General features: G+C 38.5%; 22 protein-coding genes. 21 read left to right on the top strand and 1 reads right to left on the bottom strand.

Annotated elements, in window-relative coordinates:
- Positions 1-109 precede the first annotated feature (109 nt).
- The 6 genes from AC1DCY_RS00705 (at position 110) to AC1DCY_RS00680 (ending at position 3,522) form a co-directional block, all read left to right on the top strand.
- Entirely contained in the window at positions 110-766 is a 657-nt protein-coding gene (locus tag AC1DCY_RS00705) for a YdeI/OmpD-associated family protein (RefSeq protein WP_477346531.1), read from the top strand.
- A gap of 144 nt (positions 767-910) precedes the next feature.
- On the top strand, positions 911-1,138 hold the full coding sequence (locus tag AC1DCY_RS00700) for a hypothetical protein (RefSeq protein ID WP_477346529.1): 228 nt from the start codon (positions 911-913) through the stop codon (positions 1,136-1,138).
- 31 nt (positions 1,139-1,169) lie between these two features.
- Entirely contained in the window at positions 1,170-1,607 is a 438-nt protein-coding gene (locus AC1DCY_RS00695) for a DUF1801 domain-containing protein (RefSeq protein ID WP_477346528.1), read from the top strand.
- Positions 1,604-1,981 (top strand): VOC family protein, encoded by a 378-nt coding sequence (locus tag AC1DCY_RS00690; RefSeq protein WP_477346526.1) that lies wholly within the window; start codon positions 1,604-1,606, stop codon positions 1,979-1,981. The genes AC1DCY_RS00695 and AC1DCY_RS00690 overlap by 4 nt, the downstream gene beginning before the upstream one ends.
- A gap of 102 nt (positions 1,982-2,083) precedes the next feature.
- A complete protein-coding gene (locus tag AC1DCY_RS00685) occupies positions 2,084-2,455 on the top strand; it encodes a hypothetical protein (protein ID WP_477346524.1) in 372 nt (123 codons plus the stop codon).
- 86 nt (positions 2,456-2,541) lie between these two features.
- Positions 2,542-3,522, top strand: coding sequence for a GNAT family N-acetyltransferase (locus AC1DCY_RS00680; RefSeq protein ID WP_477346522.1), 981 nt, complete (start codon positions 2,542-2,544; stop codon positions 3,520-3,522).
- A gap of 53 nt (positions 3,523-3,575) precedes the next feature.
- On the opposite strand, the gene AC1DCY_RS00675 is transcribed toward AC1DCY_RS00680, so the two are convergent.
- Positions 3,576-4,013 (bottom strand): Rrf2 family transcriptional regulator, encoded by a 438-nt coding sequence (locus AC1DCY_RS00675; RefSeq protein WP_049663205.1) that lies wholly within the window; start codon positions 4,011-4,013, stop codon positions 3,576-3,578.
- Between the two features lie 190 nt (positions 4,014-4,203).
- Here AC1DCY_RS00675 and hmpA point away from each other — a divergent pair, with 190 nt between their 5' ends.
- From hmpA to AC1DCY_RS00600, 15 genes are all read left to right on the top strand, one after another.
- A complete protein-coding gene (gene hmpA / locus AC1DCY_RS00670) occupies positions 4,204-5,370 on the top strand; it encodes an NO-inducible flavohemoprotein (RefSeq protein WP_477346520.1) in 1,167 nt (388 codons plus the stop codon).
- Positions 5,371-5,553: 183 nt separating this feature from the next.
- On the top strand, positions 5,554-6,615 hold the full coding sequence (locus AC1DCY_RS00665; RefSeq protein WP_477346518.1) for a YeeE/YedE thiosulfate transporter family protein: 1,062 nt from the start codon (positions 5,554-5,556) through the stop codon (positions 6,613-6,615).
- A 16-nt stretch (positions 6,616-6,631) separates the two neighbouring features.
- On the top strand, positions 6,632-6,856 hold the full coding sequence (locus AC1DCY_RS00660; RefSeq protein ID WP_049663225.1) for a sulfurtransferase TusA family protein: 225 nt from the start codon (positions 6,632-6,634) through the stop codon (positions 6,854-6,856).
- Between the two features lie 257 nt (positions 6,857-7,113).
- Positions 7,114-7,374 (top strand): metal-sensitive transcriptional regulator, encoded by a 261-nt coding sequence (locus AC1DCY_RS00655; protein WP_249074807.1) that lies wholly within the window; start codon positions 7,114-7,116, stop codon positions 7,372-7,374.
- Between the two features lie 43 nt (positions 7,375-7,417).
- The gene (locus AC1DCY_RS00650; protein ID WP_477346515.1) at positions 7,418-7,759 is read left to right on the top strand and encodes a rhodanese-like domain-containing protein; all 342 of its coding nucleotides are present in this window, start codon (positions 7,418-7,420) and stop codon (positions 7,757-7,759) included.
- A 12-nt stretch (positions 7,760-7,771) separates the two neighbouring features.
- Positions 7,772-8,068 (top strand): rhodanese-like domain-containing protein, encoded by a 297-nt coding sequence (locus tag AC1DCY_RS00645; protein ID WP_477346513.1) that lies wholly within the window; start codon positions 7,772-7,774, stop codon positions 8,066-8,068.
- Between the two features lie 77 nt (positions 8,069-8,145).
- Positions 8,146-8,700: a sulfurtransferase TusA family protein gene (locus AC1DCY_RS00640; protein ID WP_477346511.1), complete on the top strand. Its 555-nt coding sequence runs from the start codon at positions 8,146-8,148 to the stop codon at positions 8,698-8,700.
- Positions 8,701-8,712: 12 nt separating this feature from the next.
- Positions 8,713-9,108, top strand: coding sequence for a DsrE/DsrF/DrsH-like family protein (locus tag AC1DCY_RS00635; RefSeq protein WP_477346509.1), 396 nt, complete (start codon positions 8,713-8,715; stop codon positions 9,106-9,108).
- Positions 9,109-9,188: 80 nt separating this feature from the next.
- Complete coding sequence (locus AC1DCY_RS00630; RefSeq protein WP_477346507.1) at positions 9,189-10,316, top strand: MBL fold metallo-hydrolase; 1,128 nt, start codon at positions 9,189-9,191, stop codon at positions 10,314-10,316.
- A gap of 158 nt (positions 10,317-10,474) precedes the next feature.
- A complete protein-coding gene (locus AC1DCY_RS00625) occupies positions 10,475-10,702 on the top strand; it encodes a sulfurtransferase TusA family protein (RefSeq protein WP_477346723.1) in 228 nt (75 codons plus the stop codon).
- An 86-nt stretch (positions 10,703-10,788) separates the two neighbouring features.
- Complete coding sequence (locus AC1DCY_RS00620) at positions 10,789-11,565, top strand: sulfite exporter TauE/SafE family protein (protein WP_477346505.1); 777 nt, start codon at positions 10,789-10,791, stop codon at positions 11,563-11,565.
- 13 nt (positions 11,566-11,578) lie between these two features.
- Entirely contained in the window at positions 11,579-12,283 is a 705-nt protein-coding gene (locus AC1DCY_RS00615; RefSeq protein WP_477346503.1) for a DsbA family oxidoreductase, read from the top strand.
- A 283-nt stretch (positions 12,284-12,566) separates the two neighbouring features.
- Positions 12,567-13,517 carry a c-type cytochrome gene (locus AC1DCY_RS00610; protein WP_477346501.1) on the top strand — a complete coding sequence of 317 codons (951 nt, stop codon included), beginning with the start codon at positions 12,567-12,569 and terminating at the stop codon, positions 13,515-13,517.
- A gap of 232 nt (positions 13,518-13,749) precedes the next feature.
- Positions 13,750-13,974, top strand: a complete 225-nt coding sequence (locus tag AC1DCY_RS00605; RefSeq protein WP_477346499.1) for a hypothetical protein — start codon at positions 13,750-13,752, stop codon at positions 13,972-13,974.
- An 89-nt stretch (positions 13,975-14,063) separates the two neighbouring features.
- Positions 14,064-16,052 carry an ABC1 kinase family protein gene (locus tag AC1DCY_RS00600; RefSeq protein ID WP_477346497.1) on the top strand — a complete coding sequence of 663 codons (1,989 nt, stop codon included), beginning with the start codon at positions 14,064-14,066 and terminating at the stop codon, positions 16,050-16,052.
- The last annotated feature ends 49 nt before the right edge of the window (positions 16,053-16,101 follow it).

The raw sequence follows: 16,101 nt of genomic DNA, 5'->3' as shown, positions 1-16,101 counted from the left end.
CGCTCGAGAAAATGTTCGAGCGTTTTTTTGTACGAAAATATCACTAAATCAGCTATACTATCAAAACTAAGAGAAAATTGTATTGATAATTAGAAGAGGTGTCAAAACTATGCAAAAGAAATTTAAAATTAAGGATGGACTGTCCATGGCCATTCATAATCAACCACAGGAGATGCAATTAGAAGGAATAGCCCAAACAGGAAATGCACCTCATGATCGAATAATTGCCTTTGTGTTGAATATTGATGAAATGGTAACGTATTTACAAAATGCGCTAAAGTTAAACACTCTTGCGGAACAAGGCTATTTATTTTTTGTTTATCCGAAAAAAGGCAATAAGAAGTATGGACAGTTTATTCATCGCGATGAAATCTTCCCAGCAATTCAAGTGGACGAGGAAAAATACATTGTTGGCAGTGATTATAAATTTGCAAGTCTTATGTCGTTAGATGAGACATTTTCTATATTAAGTATAAAGAGAGATGGCAAGGGACGCGGCAAGAAGAAGACAGCGAGTAGTCAGTGCGTTAGTGACTATGAAGGTAGGATTCCTCAATTGCGTGATTCACTTGCGGAAAATCCAACTGATTTAACATTTTATGAGGGACTAACACCGGGTTATCAAAAGGACTGGGCTCGTTATATCTATAGTGCGAAAAAGGAAGAGACACAAGTAGCACGCTTAGAGGAGATGCGTGAAATTATTAGACTAGGCTACAAAACAAAGGAATTATACCGAAAAGCAAAGGCAGAGGGTAAAGCATAAATGACAAAGGGAAAAAAGGTAGTGGGTTAGCAACTTGGATTCATTACGCAGCAGAGCGATTAAAAATGGAAATCAGTTTCTTCTAATTCGCTCATTATCAAAAATTAGGGATGACATTTATTAAACGTATGGAATTTAAATTTATTGGAGTGTAGACTAGGCGACTCCTTGGGGCTCATCGGACGCCCCCAGGAAGCTTTGCTCTGTGCGAAAGCGAAGCGTCAGCAAATGTTTTCTGTAGCGAAAGCAAAGCGGCAGCTACAATTGTTTTATCTGTGCGAAAGCGTAGCGACAGCAACAACAAAGCGCCTAGTCGGAACGGAAATCAATGCTACGTTATGGAATGAGTCTTCTATAAAGATACACACCTAACAATAATACAATGTTGAAAAGAGGGCAGAGTATGAAGAACACATATATTGAACAAGTGGATGAAAAATGGCGAGAGAGTTTTGCCAAACTTGTGGATATGGTAGAAAGCAATTTACCAGAGGGTTTTGAAGAGAGTATGTATTATGACATGATAAGCTATGTTGTCCCACTATCTACTTATCCGAAGGGCTATCATGTCACACCCAATACTCCCTTGCCCTTTATAAGTCTTGCTGCACAAAAACGTCATATTGCAGTTTATCATATGGGCATTTATGCAGATCAAGCGTTACTCTCTTGGTTCCAGGAGGAATATGCGAAACGAGTACCGACGAAACTCAATATGGGAAAAAGCTGTATTCGTTTTACAAGCACCAAAAATATTCCGTATGAATTAATTGGAGAGCTTGTTTCAAAAATGACACCAGCACAATGGATTACAAAATATGAAGGAGAGATAAATAAATGAAAAGTGCCACTACATTTTTAATGTTTCAGGGACAAGCGAATGAAGCTATTCAGCAATATCAACAGTGGTTTTCAGAATTACAGGTGGATAGCTTAACTTATATGGAAAACTCTCAACAGGTTGCGATGGCTGTTCTTCATTTAAAAGGTTTGAAAATAATGGTGAATGATAGTGTAATAAAGCATAACTTTACATTTACACCGTCAACTTCTATTTTTATCGAATGTGAGTCTGAAGAAGAAATTGACAGTCTAGCTGCTCAAATTTTAGAGGGTGGGCAAGCGTTAATGCCACTTAATAATTATGGGTTTTCTAAGAAATTTGCCTGGATTCAGGATCGTTTCGGTGTATCCTGGCAACTAACGTATAATTAAATTTAGGGATAAATGAATATACCTTGTCGTCAAAAGTTAGGGATGATTTTTTTAAAAACGAATACGTGTATGAGTTGATTGGAGTGGAGACTAGGCGACTCCTTGGGGATTAGCAATAGAGGAACGAAGGCTAAGACCATCACATCCTGTGATAATGCCTTCGTGACCAACATCGTGTTGGCCCGAGACCCTGGAGCGCAGCGGATGTTTTCTGTGCGAAAGCGAAGCGGCAGCAACAAAAGCGGCTCATCGGACGCCCCCAGGAAGCTCTGCTCTGCGCGAAAGCGAAGCGTCAGCGGCAAATGTTTTATCTGCGCGAAAGCGAAGCGTCAGCGGCAAATGTTTTATCTGCGCGAAAGCGAAGCGTCAGCGGCAAATGTTTTATCTGTGCGAAAGCGGAGCGTCAGCAACAAAGCGCCAAGTCGGAACGGAAATCAACTCCACGTTATGGTGATGAGCCATAGACATGAATAAATAGACGGAATAAGCTCTTAAGCAAGCAGAGAATGTTACAAAATCTGTTGCAATAGGGTTTAATCATATTAAAAGGAGAATAGCATATGGTAGTAACTTTAGTGAGACACGATATAAAATATGCTGAAGCGATGCATGCACTGTCTTCTATGCCACAGGTTCGAGATGCACTAGGGTTACCTGCTGGCAAAGTGGAAGATACGATTAATTTTATTAAACGTGAATGTGTGGACGAAGAAGCTGGAAAGACAGTCCCTCGTGTTGTTCTGGATGAGGAAGGACAACTTATTGGTGTGACAGCATTAATGTTTATTGATCACAATAAAAAGAGCTGTCATATTGGCTCATGGCTGGGCTATGAATTTTGGGGGAAAGGCTATAATCTTCAATCAAAAGTTGCGATTTTAGATATTGCATTCTTTGAGTTAGGGCTAGAGCGTGTTTTTGCAGGAGCTAGAAAGGTAAATATACGCTCACAAAAGGCACAGGAAAAGTTGTCTTTTATTCGATTAGGAGTTGAGAATGATTTTCCACAAGAACATTCATGGCTAGAAATCAAAGAAAAGCAGCCGTGTGTTTTAAATGTTTTTGAGCGCGAAGATTTTGTTCAATATCGTACATCCTTAAAGAAAGTGGAAGGTGTGCGGGAAGACTATTTACCACAGTTATTATTAGCTGATGAAAGTGAAGTCGCTGTTCGAGAATATTTAAATGACGGTGAATTATACGAAATTAAATGTGGTGAGCAGTTAGCGGGTGTAGCATTACTTCTTGAACGGTCTGATACGACAGTTGAGTTGAAAAATATTGCGATTGTACCGAAGTATCAAGGAAAAGGGCTTGGGAAAGAAGCGCTGCGACAAATAACAACAATCTGTCACTCACAAGGTTATAATACGATAATTGTTGGAACTGCAAATTCTAGTATTGATAATATTGCCTTCTATCAAAAAGCAGGTTTTCGTATGGAAGCAATTGAAAAAGATTTTTTCAGTAATTACCCAGAACCAATCTATGAAAATGGAATTCGTGCGCTAGATATGATTTTCTTTTCAAAGGCATTGTAAAATAATATTGACATAAAGAAATACCCGTCCAACTTTGAGTTGTGCGGGTATTTTTATTCGCCAAGCAACAATGCCATCAACTTTTCTTTCGAATGTAAAAAATCATCTAGAGTATAGCGATCTAGGACGGCTAAATAAGCTTGGAGTGCTTCATATAATACGCCTTTTAGCTGACATTCTGGTGCAATTTTACATAGATTATTTTCTTTATCAAAGCATTCGACAAGATGAAAATCCTCTTCTGTATGGCGTACTATTTCACCAATTGTAATGGTCTTTGGATCAATTGCTAGGCGAATTCCTCCACCTCGCCCTCGAATCGTTTCAATATAGCCCAACAATCCAAGTTGGTGTGTCACCTTCATTAAATGGTTTTTCGATATATTATAAGCATCTGAAATTTCTTGGATAGTTGATAATTGGCCATCTTCCTTCGCACCCAAATATATGAGTGTTCGGAGAGAGTAATCTGTGTATAAAGTTAAGCGCATAAGAACACCCTACTTTCTATAGTTCAAAATAATTATAGCATTTTTACCTTGAAGTATTATAAATTCAATACTTTTTTAAAGATGTATTTAAAATACATTAATTATGTCCATTTTGTTAAAGATGTATTTTATATATTGCTTTTAAAAAGTGAGAGCGTTATATTGTAATCACGAAAGGGTGGTAAGCGATATGTTAAAACAAGAAACAATACAAATTATTAAAGCAACAGTTCCTGTATTAGAAGTTCATGGAGTGGAGATTACTAAAACGTTTTATAAAAATATGTTTCAAGCTCATCCAGAATTATTAAATATTTTTAACCATACAAATCAAGAAAAAGGTCGTCAGCAAACGGCATTAGCAAACACAGTTTATGCTGCGGCAGTTCATATTGAAAATTTAGAAGCTATTTTACCAGCGGTGATGTTAATTGCTCATAAACACCGTAGTCTAGGTATTTTACCTGAGCACTATCCAATAGTAGGAGAAAACTTACTAAAAGCGATTAAAGAAGTACTTGGTGATGCAGCAACAGATGATATTATTAATGCCTGGGCTGAAGCATATGGTGTTATTGCGGATATCTTCATTCAAGTAGAAGAAGAGCTATATCAAAAAGCTGAGGGTAATGGCGGATGGCGCTTATTTAAACCATTGAAAGTAGCGAAAAAAGTAGTAGAAAGTGATCTTGTTACATCTATCTACTTTGAAAATGAAGATGGTTCCCCTCTACCAACTTATGAGCCAGGTCAATATATCAGTATCCGTGTGAAAGTACCGGGTGAAGAGTATTTAATGAACCGTCAATATACACTTTCACAAGCAAGTACAGAAGACGGTTACCGTATTTCAGTAAAACGTGAAAGCGATCATACGCCAAATGGTAAAGTATCTAATTTTATTCACGACGTATTAGAAGTTGGAGATTTAGTGGATGTAAGTGCTCCAGCAGGATTGTTTGTCTTAGAAGAAACTTCTGCTCCAATTACATTTGTAAGTGGTGGTATCGGTGTAACTCCATTAAACAGTATGCTGCAATCATTAAAAGATAATGCGGCAAATGAAGTGAGCTTTATCCAGTGTGCACGCAATGAGAAAGTTGTAGCATTTAGCGATGATATTCAAAAGAAAGTAAATGTGCTTCCGAATGCAACATACACAGCGTTATATTCGGATGAAGATAAGAAAATTACAAAAGAATTTTTAGCTGAAAAAGTAGCCAATAATGCAGATGTTTACGTATGTGGACCTGTTGGCTTTATGGAAGCGGTCATTAAAAATTTACATGAGATTGGCGTGAAAGACGAAAAAATTCATTATGAATTCTTTGGTCCAGCCATGCAATTAGCAAAATAAATAAATATAAGGGCCCTTGTTATAAGAAGCAGTTATCTGCACTTGTAACAAGGGTTTTTGTGTGAATAGGTATGAAAAAAGTTATTAGATTTTTCAAAGTAATAAAAAAAGTAATTGAATTCATAGTAAAACAAGTGGTAATATACCTTATAAGAATACTAGGTATTGGAAGGGGAATGATAGATGGGCCAAATGATTATTACGGGACTTATTTGTGGAGCTTTACTTGGATTTGTTATGCAACGTGGTCGCTTTTGCTTAACTGGCGGATTCCGTGATATGTATTTAACAAAAGATAACCGTATGTTTTACGCATTACTTATTGCGATAGCAATTCAAAGTGTTGGTGTCTATACCTTAATTAGTTTAAAGGTATTTGAATTCAATGCTGGCTCTTTACCAATCGTAGCTGTTATTGTTGGATCATTTATTTTTGGAATTGGTATTATTTTCGCTGGTGGTTGTGCAACAGGTACTTGGTATCGGGCAGGAGAAGGTTTAATTGGTAGTTGGATTGCATTAGCTGGTTATATGCTTGTAGCAGCAATGATGAAATCGGGCGTATTGTTGCCATTGGATAAGGCTATTAAAGAAACGAGCATTGAAAGTAATTCTATTGCCGAGACAATTGGCGTAAACAACTGGTTGATTATTACGATTTTTGTAGTAGTTGTTGCATTTATCATTTACCGTGAGCTAAAGAAGCCACGATTGAAAATCCCAGGGCTAAAGCCGAAAAAAACGGGGTTAGCCCATATTTTATTTGAAAAACGTTGGCATCCATTTATAACTGCAACAATTATTGGCGTGATTGCAACTTTAGCATGGCCATTAAGTGTTGCTACTGGTCGCATGCATGGGTTAGGAGTTACAACACCCACGGCTAATATTTTGCAATTTTTAGTGACAGGACAAATTAGCTTCATAAACTGGGGTGTTTTCCTAGTACTAGGAATTTTCTTAGGATCATTATTCGCAGCAAAAATGAGTGGCGAATTTAGATTCCGTATTCCAGATACAAAAACAGCGATTAACAGCTTATGTGGTGGACTTCTGATGGGGTTCGGCGCAGGTTTAGCAGGAGGTTGCTCAATTGGTAATGGATTGGTGATGACAGCGATGATGACTTGGCAAGGTTGGATTTCATTAGGGTTTATGATTTTAGGTACATGGACAGCATCTTACTTTGTATTCGTTCGACCAAGTAAAAAGGCTAAGCAAGCTGCGCAAGTAATAACAGCGTAAAAAGGAGTGTTTTTATATGAAAAGAACATTAGAAGTAATGGGGATGGTTTGTCCATTTCCTTTAGTAGAAGCAAAAGAAGCTATAAAAGACTTAAATTCAGGCGATGAATTAGAAGTGCAATTTGATTGCACACAAGGTACAGAATCCATTCCTCGTTGGGCTGCTGAAGAAGGGCACGAGGTAACAGAGTATGAACAAGTTGGTGAAGCGGCTTGGACAATTACTATTAAAAAGAAATAAGCATTCATAAAGTATATTTAAGCGGGAAATTCGATGAGAGAATCGTCGGATTTCTCGCTTTTTTTTGTAAATGAAAGATAAGAAGATAAGGGTCACAACCTGAAAGCGACGGATAAAACGTAGATACAAGGGGAAAAAACATTGGAACGATGATTAAGAAAAAATTCGAGCTTTCATGTTGACAATATACCTAATGGGGTATATTATAAATCACGTAAGCAAGTTCAATCGATCGTTTTGAAAGGAGGCATGATAGTATGGCTTACGGTACAAAAACAGCTAATCGAGTGAAGCGAATAGAAGGTCAATTGCGTGGCGTTTTACGCATGATGGAAGAAGAAAAGAACTGTAAAGATGTGATTACACAGCTATCTGCCGTGCGTTCTGCAGTTGATCGGACTATTGGCGTAATTGTTAGTGAAAATTTATTAGAGTGTGTAACGACTGCTGAAGGGGATGCCGAAAAAGTGAATACAGCCATCCAAGAAGCGATGGATTTAGTCGTGAAAAGCAGATAAAATTTATATACCCTGAATAGTATGTGGAAGGAGGCGGTGTTACTTGGGGACATGGATTATACTTGCTGTTGTTATAGCATTTTTCGTTTGGCGAATGAAGCCAACGAAAGGGGTGCAATCGATTTCGGTGGCACAATTGAAAAGTATTTTGAATGATAAGGATAAAGTTTTTATTGATGTGCGTACACCAGCTGAATATAAGGGGCGAAATATCCCGCAATTTAAAAATGTTCCACTTGGTTCGAGCTTTGGGAAATTGCCGAAAGATAAAGAGATAGTGGTCATTTGTCAAAGTGGGATGCGTAGTAGTCAGGCGTGTAAGCAATTAAAAAAGCAAGGATTTGAACGTGTAACAAATGTCCGTGGAGGCATGAGCGCGTATTAGGAGGAGAATGGCATGAAGGAAATTTCCACAATGGAAGTACAACAAGCTATGGAGCAAGGTCAGGCAATAAAGTTAATCGATGTACGTGAAGTAGATGAAGTGGAGTCAGGACACATTCCGGGAATTATTCATATCCCACTTGGCTTACTTGAATTTCGTATGCATGAGCTAAATAAAAATGAACCTTATGTTATGGTCTGTCGATCAGGTGGTCGTAGTGGTCGTGCTACTCAGTTTTTAGAAAGTCAAGGCTTCGATGTATCCAATATGGTTGGTGGCATGCTTGCTTGGGATGGTGAAGTAAAGTAAGAAGATGCAGGGAACCTGTAGCGCTTGCTATATTTTTTTAGTAAAAATAATACCCGTATAGGTATGAGGAGGAAGTTATGAGTATTAAGGTGGATTTTCAGCTAGATGCCAAGGGGCTTTCTTGTCCTATGCCAATTGTTAAAACGAAAAAGGCGATGGTTGATTTAGTAGATGGTCAAATTTTAGAAGTATCAGCAACAGATAAGGGCTCGAAGGCGGATATTGCTGCATGGGCTGGATCTGTGGGTCATCAATATATTGGGACAGCGGAAGAAGAAAGTGTGCTTAAACATTACATTCGCAAATGCTCAGATGACACAATGGAAGAGAAAATATTTGAACGAACTATTGCGTTAGAAGAAGCGGTGGAAAGGGAAGGTCTTATTCTCGATGTTCGCGAGGAGGCTGAGTTTGCTTTTGAACACATCGAGGGAGCGAAGTCGATCCCGATGGGTGAACTAGAAGCACGTCTTTCTGAACTTGATAAAGAGCAAGAGGTTTATGTCGTATGTCGAACAGGAAAGCGTAGTGATTTAGCTGCTCAAAAGCTTGTGGCACATGGCTTTACAAAGGTATTTAACGTTCTACCAGGTATGACGTCCTGGACGGGCAATTTAACAAAAAACTTTTAGGAGGAATTTATTATGTCAAATAAAGTAGCGATTATTGCAAGTAACGGTGGTCTTTTCGATGCGTATAAGGTGTTCAATATTGCAACAGCGGCGGCTGCTACTGAAAAAGAAGTAGCCATCTTCTTTACATTCGAAGGGTTAAATTTAATTCATAAACAAGGAATGCATGCATTACCTATGCCTGCGGGAGCGGAGCATTATGCAGAAGGGTTTGCTAAAGCTAATGTACCAGCAATTCCGCAATTGGTGGAAATGGCACAGGAATTAGATGTGAAATTAATCGCGTGTCAAATGACTATGGATGTAATGGGTTTAACGACAGATGATTTTGTTGAAGGTATCGAGGTTGGGGGAGCTGTGACGTTCTTAGAGTTTGCTAAAGATGCAGCACCGTCATTAACATTCTAATTAATTTGTAACTACAAGCGGAGAGGACGGTCCTTTCCGCTAAAAAAACCAACGAAATAATACCTTAGGGGGTAAGTGGAGTGTCAGTTCTAAAATGGAGCGCATCACAAGTGGCGAAAAAAGTAATTAATAATGAAGAATTATTTATTTTAGATGTTCGAAATGCGGATGCATTCGAAGATTGGAAAATTGATGGTCATAAATTTGAATACTTTAATATTCCGTATTTTGAGCTGTTAGACGGCGTCGAGGATATTTTACCGAAGATTCCAGCTGACAAAGATGTGTTAGTCGTTTGTGCGAAAGAGGGTTCATCTCTAATGGTAGCTGAGATGTTATCAGAAGCAGGGCGTACGGTGGCTTATTTAGAAGGTGGAATGAAAACGTGGAGTGAATATTTAGAACCGATTAAAGTTGGAGATTTAACAGATGGTGGTGAGCTTTACCAATTTGTACGTTTAGGGAAGGGTTGCCTTTCTTATATGGTCATCTCTGAGGGTGAAGCAGCGATTATCGATGCTGTGCGTTTTACTGACGCATTCACAAGCTTTGCGGAGGAGAAAAATGTAAAGATTAAATATGTGTTCGATACACATTTACATGCTGATCATATTTCAGGTGGTCGACATATAGCAGCTACTACTGGTGCGACGTATTATTTACCACCAAAAGATGCAGAAGAGGTTGTGTTTGACTATACACCATTACTTGATGGAACAACTGTACAAGTTGGCGCATCCAAAATTGATGTAGGAGCGATATATTCGCCTGGTCATACAATTGGTTCAACGTCATTTGTTGTGGACAACAAGTATTTATTAACTGGAGATATTTTATTTATTGATTCAATTGGACGCCCTGATTTAGCGGGTCTTGCAGCAGATTGGGTTGGTGATTTACGCGAAACACTTTACAAACGATACAGAGAATTATCGGATGATTTAATTGTTTTACCGGCTCATTTTATGATTATTGATGAACTGAATGAAGATGGGACTGTAGCAAAACATCTTGGACAATTATTTGCCGAAAATCACGGCTTAAATATTAAAGATGAAGCAGAATTCCGAAGTGTCGTAACAGAGCATTTGCCTCCGCAGCCAAATGCGTATCAAGAAATTCGTCGAGTAAATATGGGTAAGATTACCCCGACGCAGGATGAGCAAACAGAAATGGAAATTGGTCCGAATCGTTGCGCAGTTCGATAGTGGATTATAAATGAATGGTGAAATGCAATGAGTATGCATGCATGGTTATAGCGTGTAAATACCGCGAAGCGAAGGCGCTCATCCTTCGTAAGGTAGTGAAAAAACAAACAGAACCGGCAAAATCGCTTACAACCTTTGCCGTTCCAAAGGAGAAAAATATGAAATCAAACTTACAACTAGATGCAAAGGGTTTATCTTGTCCAATGCCTATAGTGAAAACAAAAAAAGCGATAGATACATTAGCTTCAGGGGAAATTTTAGAGGTTCAAGTAACAGATAAGGGAGCTCTAGCAGACATCCCTGCATGGGCAAAAGCGGGTGGTCATTCGATTTTAGACAAATCTGAAGACGCTGGAGTCATTACATTTTTTATTCTGAAAGCTTAAGACTGGTGGGGGTTGTCTATTTGAAAGTAGAACAACCCTCCTTTCGTTATTGGTCCTTAGTGAAGTAACCAGAAAGAAGGAAAACTATGGATTTAACATGGATCATTACAATATTTTTAATTGGCTTTGTCGGTTCGTTTGTATCAGGAATGCTAGGAATTGGCGGAGCGATTATAAAATATCCGATGTTATTATATATCCCACCTTTACTTGGTTTTGCTGCATTTTCAGCGCATGAGGTATCGGGTATTAGTGCAGTAGAAGTGTTTTTCGCCTCTGCTGCTGGGGTATGGACGTATCGAAAAGGTGGTTATTTAAATAAATCACTGATTATATATATGGGTAGTGCTGTATTAGCAGGAAGTTTCATTGGTAGTTATGGCTCCAAATTTTTATCTGAAGTGGGCGTTAACATCGTTTATGGTATATTGGCGTTGATTGCTGCAGTGATGATGTTTATTCCTAAAAAGCAAATTGACGATAAGCCTTTAGATGAGGTAACGTTCAATAAACCGATAGCAGCTGTTTTAGCGTTTATTGTTGGTATTGGATCAGGGATAGTTGGGGCAGCTGGTGGTTTCTTGTTAGTACCTATCATGCTAGTAGTATTAGGTATACCAACACGTATGACAATCGCTACAAGCCTTGCTATTACCTTAATATCTTCAATAGGCGGGACAATTGGAAAATTGATGACGGGACAAGTTAATTATTACCCCGCGCTCATTATGATTATAGCTAGTCTAGTAGCTGCTCCATTAGGTGCTAGAGCGGGGAAAAAATTAAATACGAAAATTTTACAAGCTATGTTAGCGGTGCTTATATTGGCAACTGCTATTAAAATTTGGATGGATATATTGTAAGGGGTGATAGTGAATGAAAATTGAGGTTTTTTCGGATTTCACATGTCCGTTCTGCTATATTGGCAAACGAGAATTAGAACGTGCTATTGACTTAGCAGGTTATTCAGGGCAGGTAGAAATTGAATATAAAACATATCAAATTGGGCCACATACGCCTAAGAAAGACGCACCAACTTTATATGATGGGATGGCTGCGAAATATAACGCCACGTTAGAAGAAGTAAAGGAAATAACTAAAGGTATAGCAGTACGGGCCGAAGAAGTTGGCTTGCATTACAATTTTGAAGATATGAAAACAGCTCATACTGAAAAAGCGCATCGATTGGCAAAATGGACAAGACAGTTTGATAAAGAGTCGGCTTATACGGAAGAGCTTATGAGTGGTTACTTTACGGAAGGAAAAGACTTAAACGATGATAGATTCTTGTTAAAAGTCATCGGAAATTTAGACTTAGATGTTGAAATAGCAAAGGGAATACTAGCATCAAAAGACTTCAGTGAAGCTTTAGACAGAGATCGATATGATGCCCAACAATTAGGTGTACAAAGTGTTCCGTTCTTTGTTTTTGAAAATCGTTACGGTATTAAAGGTGCAGAGCCAACTGAGGTTTTCGTACGAACGTTACATCAAGCGGCAGAGATAGCAGGTATTCAGCCGGTATTAAAGATGGTAGGTGATGGTGAAGCTATTTGTGCTGATGGTGAATGTAAATTATAAGAGAAAGCTATAATGCCGGGTGCAATGCTGTGCTCGGCATTTTTATCTTTATTCAGCAATTTTCTTTGCTGTGCGACAGCGGCAGTTACGCCAAGGCGAAATTGATTAGGAAAAAGTGCATACTGCAAGAGGTATTAAGTCTCGTTTAATGTGTTATAGAACAAAAGAATTCAAATTTTTATCCTCTAAATGGTTCTATTTACGTGAGGTGTGAGAAAATTCACATCGTAAAACATGCTGCTTTGCTAAAATATAGGTAATTATACAAAGGGGGGTATTATAGATGAAACCTATAGTAGCAGGAGTAGCAGGGACAGTACTGTTAGCAGGTACACTTTTTGTGGGGGCAGTCATTAGCGACAAAATTTTAGGGGATGCTAAAGGAGAAAGCAATGAAGCCGCTGTACAAACAAAAATACCAACATCAGCAGCTGCTCAGTCAGTTGTCTATGCGCCGCCAAGTATTGAAGAAGTGCCAGATGGACCTATGAAGGAAGCGATATTAAATGGCTATGAACTTGTAAATAATACATATGTTGCTGCAGAAGAATATGTTGGGAATCAGTTGTCTTGCACAAGCTGTCATGCAGGAGCAGGTTATGATGAGCAAGTTTCGTCATTGGTAGGAGTTATGGCGAATTATCCTCAATATATTGCACGGTCAGGTGATATTGTAACGATTGAAGAGCGTATTAACGGTTGTATGGTTCGCAGTATGAATGGTAAGAAATTTGACATGAATAGTAAAGAGTTAGAAGCAATGGTCTCATACTTCGCCTATATTTCAGAAGGTGTACCTATCGGGGCAGAGCGTGAATGGGTAGGTACAAGTACTATGAAGAACATTCCTATACCGGATGTTAAGAACGGTGAGGAAGTATATGCCCAGTCTTGTATTGCTTGTCACGCAGCTGATGGCTCAGGTACAGGTGCTAATACAGGTCCAGCATTATGGGGTAAAAACTCATTCAATGATGGAGCGGGTATGGCGAGAATGTCGAAAATGGCTGGCTACATCAAACATAATATGCCAGTCGGTGCAGCAGATACTTTGACAGATCAAGATGCCGCTGATTTAGCAGCCTTTATTTTATCGCAGGATCGACCTGAATGGAAAAATCATGATAAAGATTGGCCAAAAGGCGGACGTCCTAATGATATTATGAATAAAGAAAAACGGGAACAAGTTAAAAATGGCACAATAAATTGGGAGCAAGTGCTTTCCACTAACTAAAATGAAGAGAGAACGTTCTTGAGTGGAAATAATATACGTTTCAATTTACCTTTAGATAATTTTTGTCTAAAGGTATTTTTTTATCTAAAGATGGAAATCTACATCTGAGGTTGTATATATGCACGTTATCATTCGATTTCTATATTTAATAATTATTACAGATTTTATGCTCATCACAAAAAATTATGGATGACATAATATAAGTTGATTGGAGTGGAGACTGGGCGACTCCTTGGGGATCAGCGTCACAGATGAGACCCTGGAGCGAGCATCGCGAGTGAAGCGGCTCATCGGACGCCCCCAGGAAAGCGCCCAGTCGGAACGGAAATCAACCACACGTTATGGTGGTGGTCTAAATTTTAGGCATAAAGAGGGAGATTATATTTTTTATGATATAGATGGTAACTATATAGCGAATAAAGATACTATTATAAAACCACACCCTTTATCAAAGTAACTATTTCTCTGGTTCTTTACAATAAAAGAAGTACAGGTCGTAATTTGTTATACTAGCAGTATTAGGAAGAAGCATCGGAGGTGACGCTGTTGATTTTTTTGAAATTTTTAATCGAAATCATTGTTGTATCAGTGCTTATTTATTTTGTAAGTGGTCGTTTAATTGGTTCAAACATTAATTTTATACGTAGGGTTCTTTCTGTAGTCATTAGTGTGACGCTAACGTCCTTTGTTTACTGGTATACCTATTTACGCCATACAGATTTTTTATACGAACCAATGATGCAAACAGTGACAGAGGTCAGTACACTTGTTTGGATTGGCTGCATGCTACTAATTTCGATGTTGCTCTATCTCGTTTTTGAGCTTTTTGATCCAAGTGGTATTACAGCTGGGGACCGCCGGAATGGCAAAAAAAATTTATTATTACGCCTTCGTAGCTACTGGAGACAGCAAAAGCGTTTGCGTCAGGTGTTAAAAATAGCAGTGACAAATGGCGTTGTTCAAACGATTAAATACGCAAGACAACGAGAAAATGAAAAGGAGCTTGCCATTGCTTTAAGGATAACTTTGGAGCAATGTGGTGGGATATTTGTTAAATTTGGTCAGGTACTTTCTACTCGTAAGGAACTGTTTTCACCTATTTTTATTGACGAGTTAGAGAAGCTACAACATAATGTGAAGCCTTTATCGTCAGAGCAGGTAACACAAATTTTAGAAGAGTCACTTCCGAAGCCTATGAATGAAATATTTGCAAGCTTTCAAATGGAGCCTATTGCGGCAGCATCTATTGGACAAGTACATAAGGCACGATTGAAAAATTTTGATGAAGTCGTGGTGAAGCTACTACGTCCAGAAGTGAAGGAAATCATGCGAGACGATCTCGATATTTTAGAGGAGTTTGCCAATTGGCTTTCAAGCAAATCTACATGGGCTGAGTCACTTGGTTTTCGAGAGCTTGCTAAAGGATTTGCTGATGGGTTACGCGAGGAAGTTCATTTAGATATTGAGGCTCGTAATACATTGCAGGTGACGAATGCTCTTGCCAAAAGCGATTATAAGGTGAAGATTCCTAAAGTCTATATAGAATACTGTAATGAAAATATTATTGTCATGGAATATGTACGTGGGAAAAGCGTTGCAAATGCTGAGGCTGAATTTATTCGATTAGGAAATAATCGTAGGCAGTTTGCACGGACTGTTTTATACTCCTTCATTGAACAGATGCTTGTTTCGGGTATATTTCATGCAGATCCACATCCAGGAAATATTCATATTGATGAGATGGATGCCACACCGATCCTTCTTGATTTTGGGGCTGTTGGTCGTTTGGGAGCTACACAACAAGAGGGCTTAAAGTTAATTTTAATGGGGATCCATCTAAATAGTTCGTGTACTTTATTTGACGGCTTAACATTATTGGTTGAAAATGCTGATCATGCAGAACGTGTAAAGATAGAGCAAGCGATTGATCAAATTCTCTTGAAAATCTCTTACGTGGATCGAATACCAACAGAGGAATTAATTCATGCGTTATTTACAGTTGTTCGTGATTTCGGTCTTTCTTTCTATCCAGCAGTAGGTTTAGCGCTGCGTTCTTTAGTAACGTTGGAGGGGACATTACGGGTAATTGACCCAAGTTTTGATATTTTTACGGAAGCGAAAGATTTTTCATCCGAATACATGCGAGCATCCTTCTTGAAGCCATTTAAAGAACCGATGGCAACAAAGGAACGTATACAAGAAGAATTAGCAATGCTTATTCCGACATTGCGAAAAATGCCAAGACGCGTTGACCAGCTTATTCAACGGGTAGAGAGCGGAAAAATCACCTTACATCACGATGTTTTTTCGGATGAGGATAATGCTCGTTTTATTACACATTTGTTTTCCCGTTTCGTCTTACTTCTAGTAGGTATTACCTTTGGCATTATTTCTGTAGCACTTTTAGCAATCTCGCAATTTATTCACGAAGCGTACGCAGTTTACTTAAATACAGCTGCATATTTAGGATTATTTTTATGTGCCATTCTTTTAGTACGTCTTTCTATCCAGGCGCTACGTTCTATGAAGCAATAGGAAGCGCGCCAACTCGGAGTGAAAATCAATCTTTGTTTATTAAAACACA

The sequence above is a fragment of the Lysinibacillus sp. 10T31 genome (assembly GCF_056394365.1).
The sequence above is the reverse complement of the archived record's forward strand: the minus strand, read 5'-3'. Positions and strand labels throughout refer to the sequence as shown.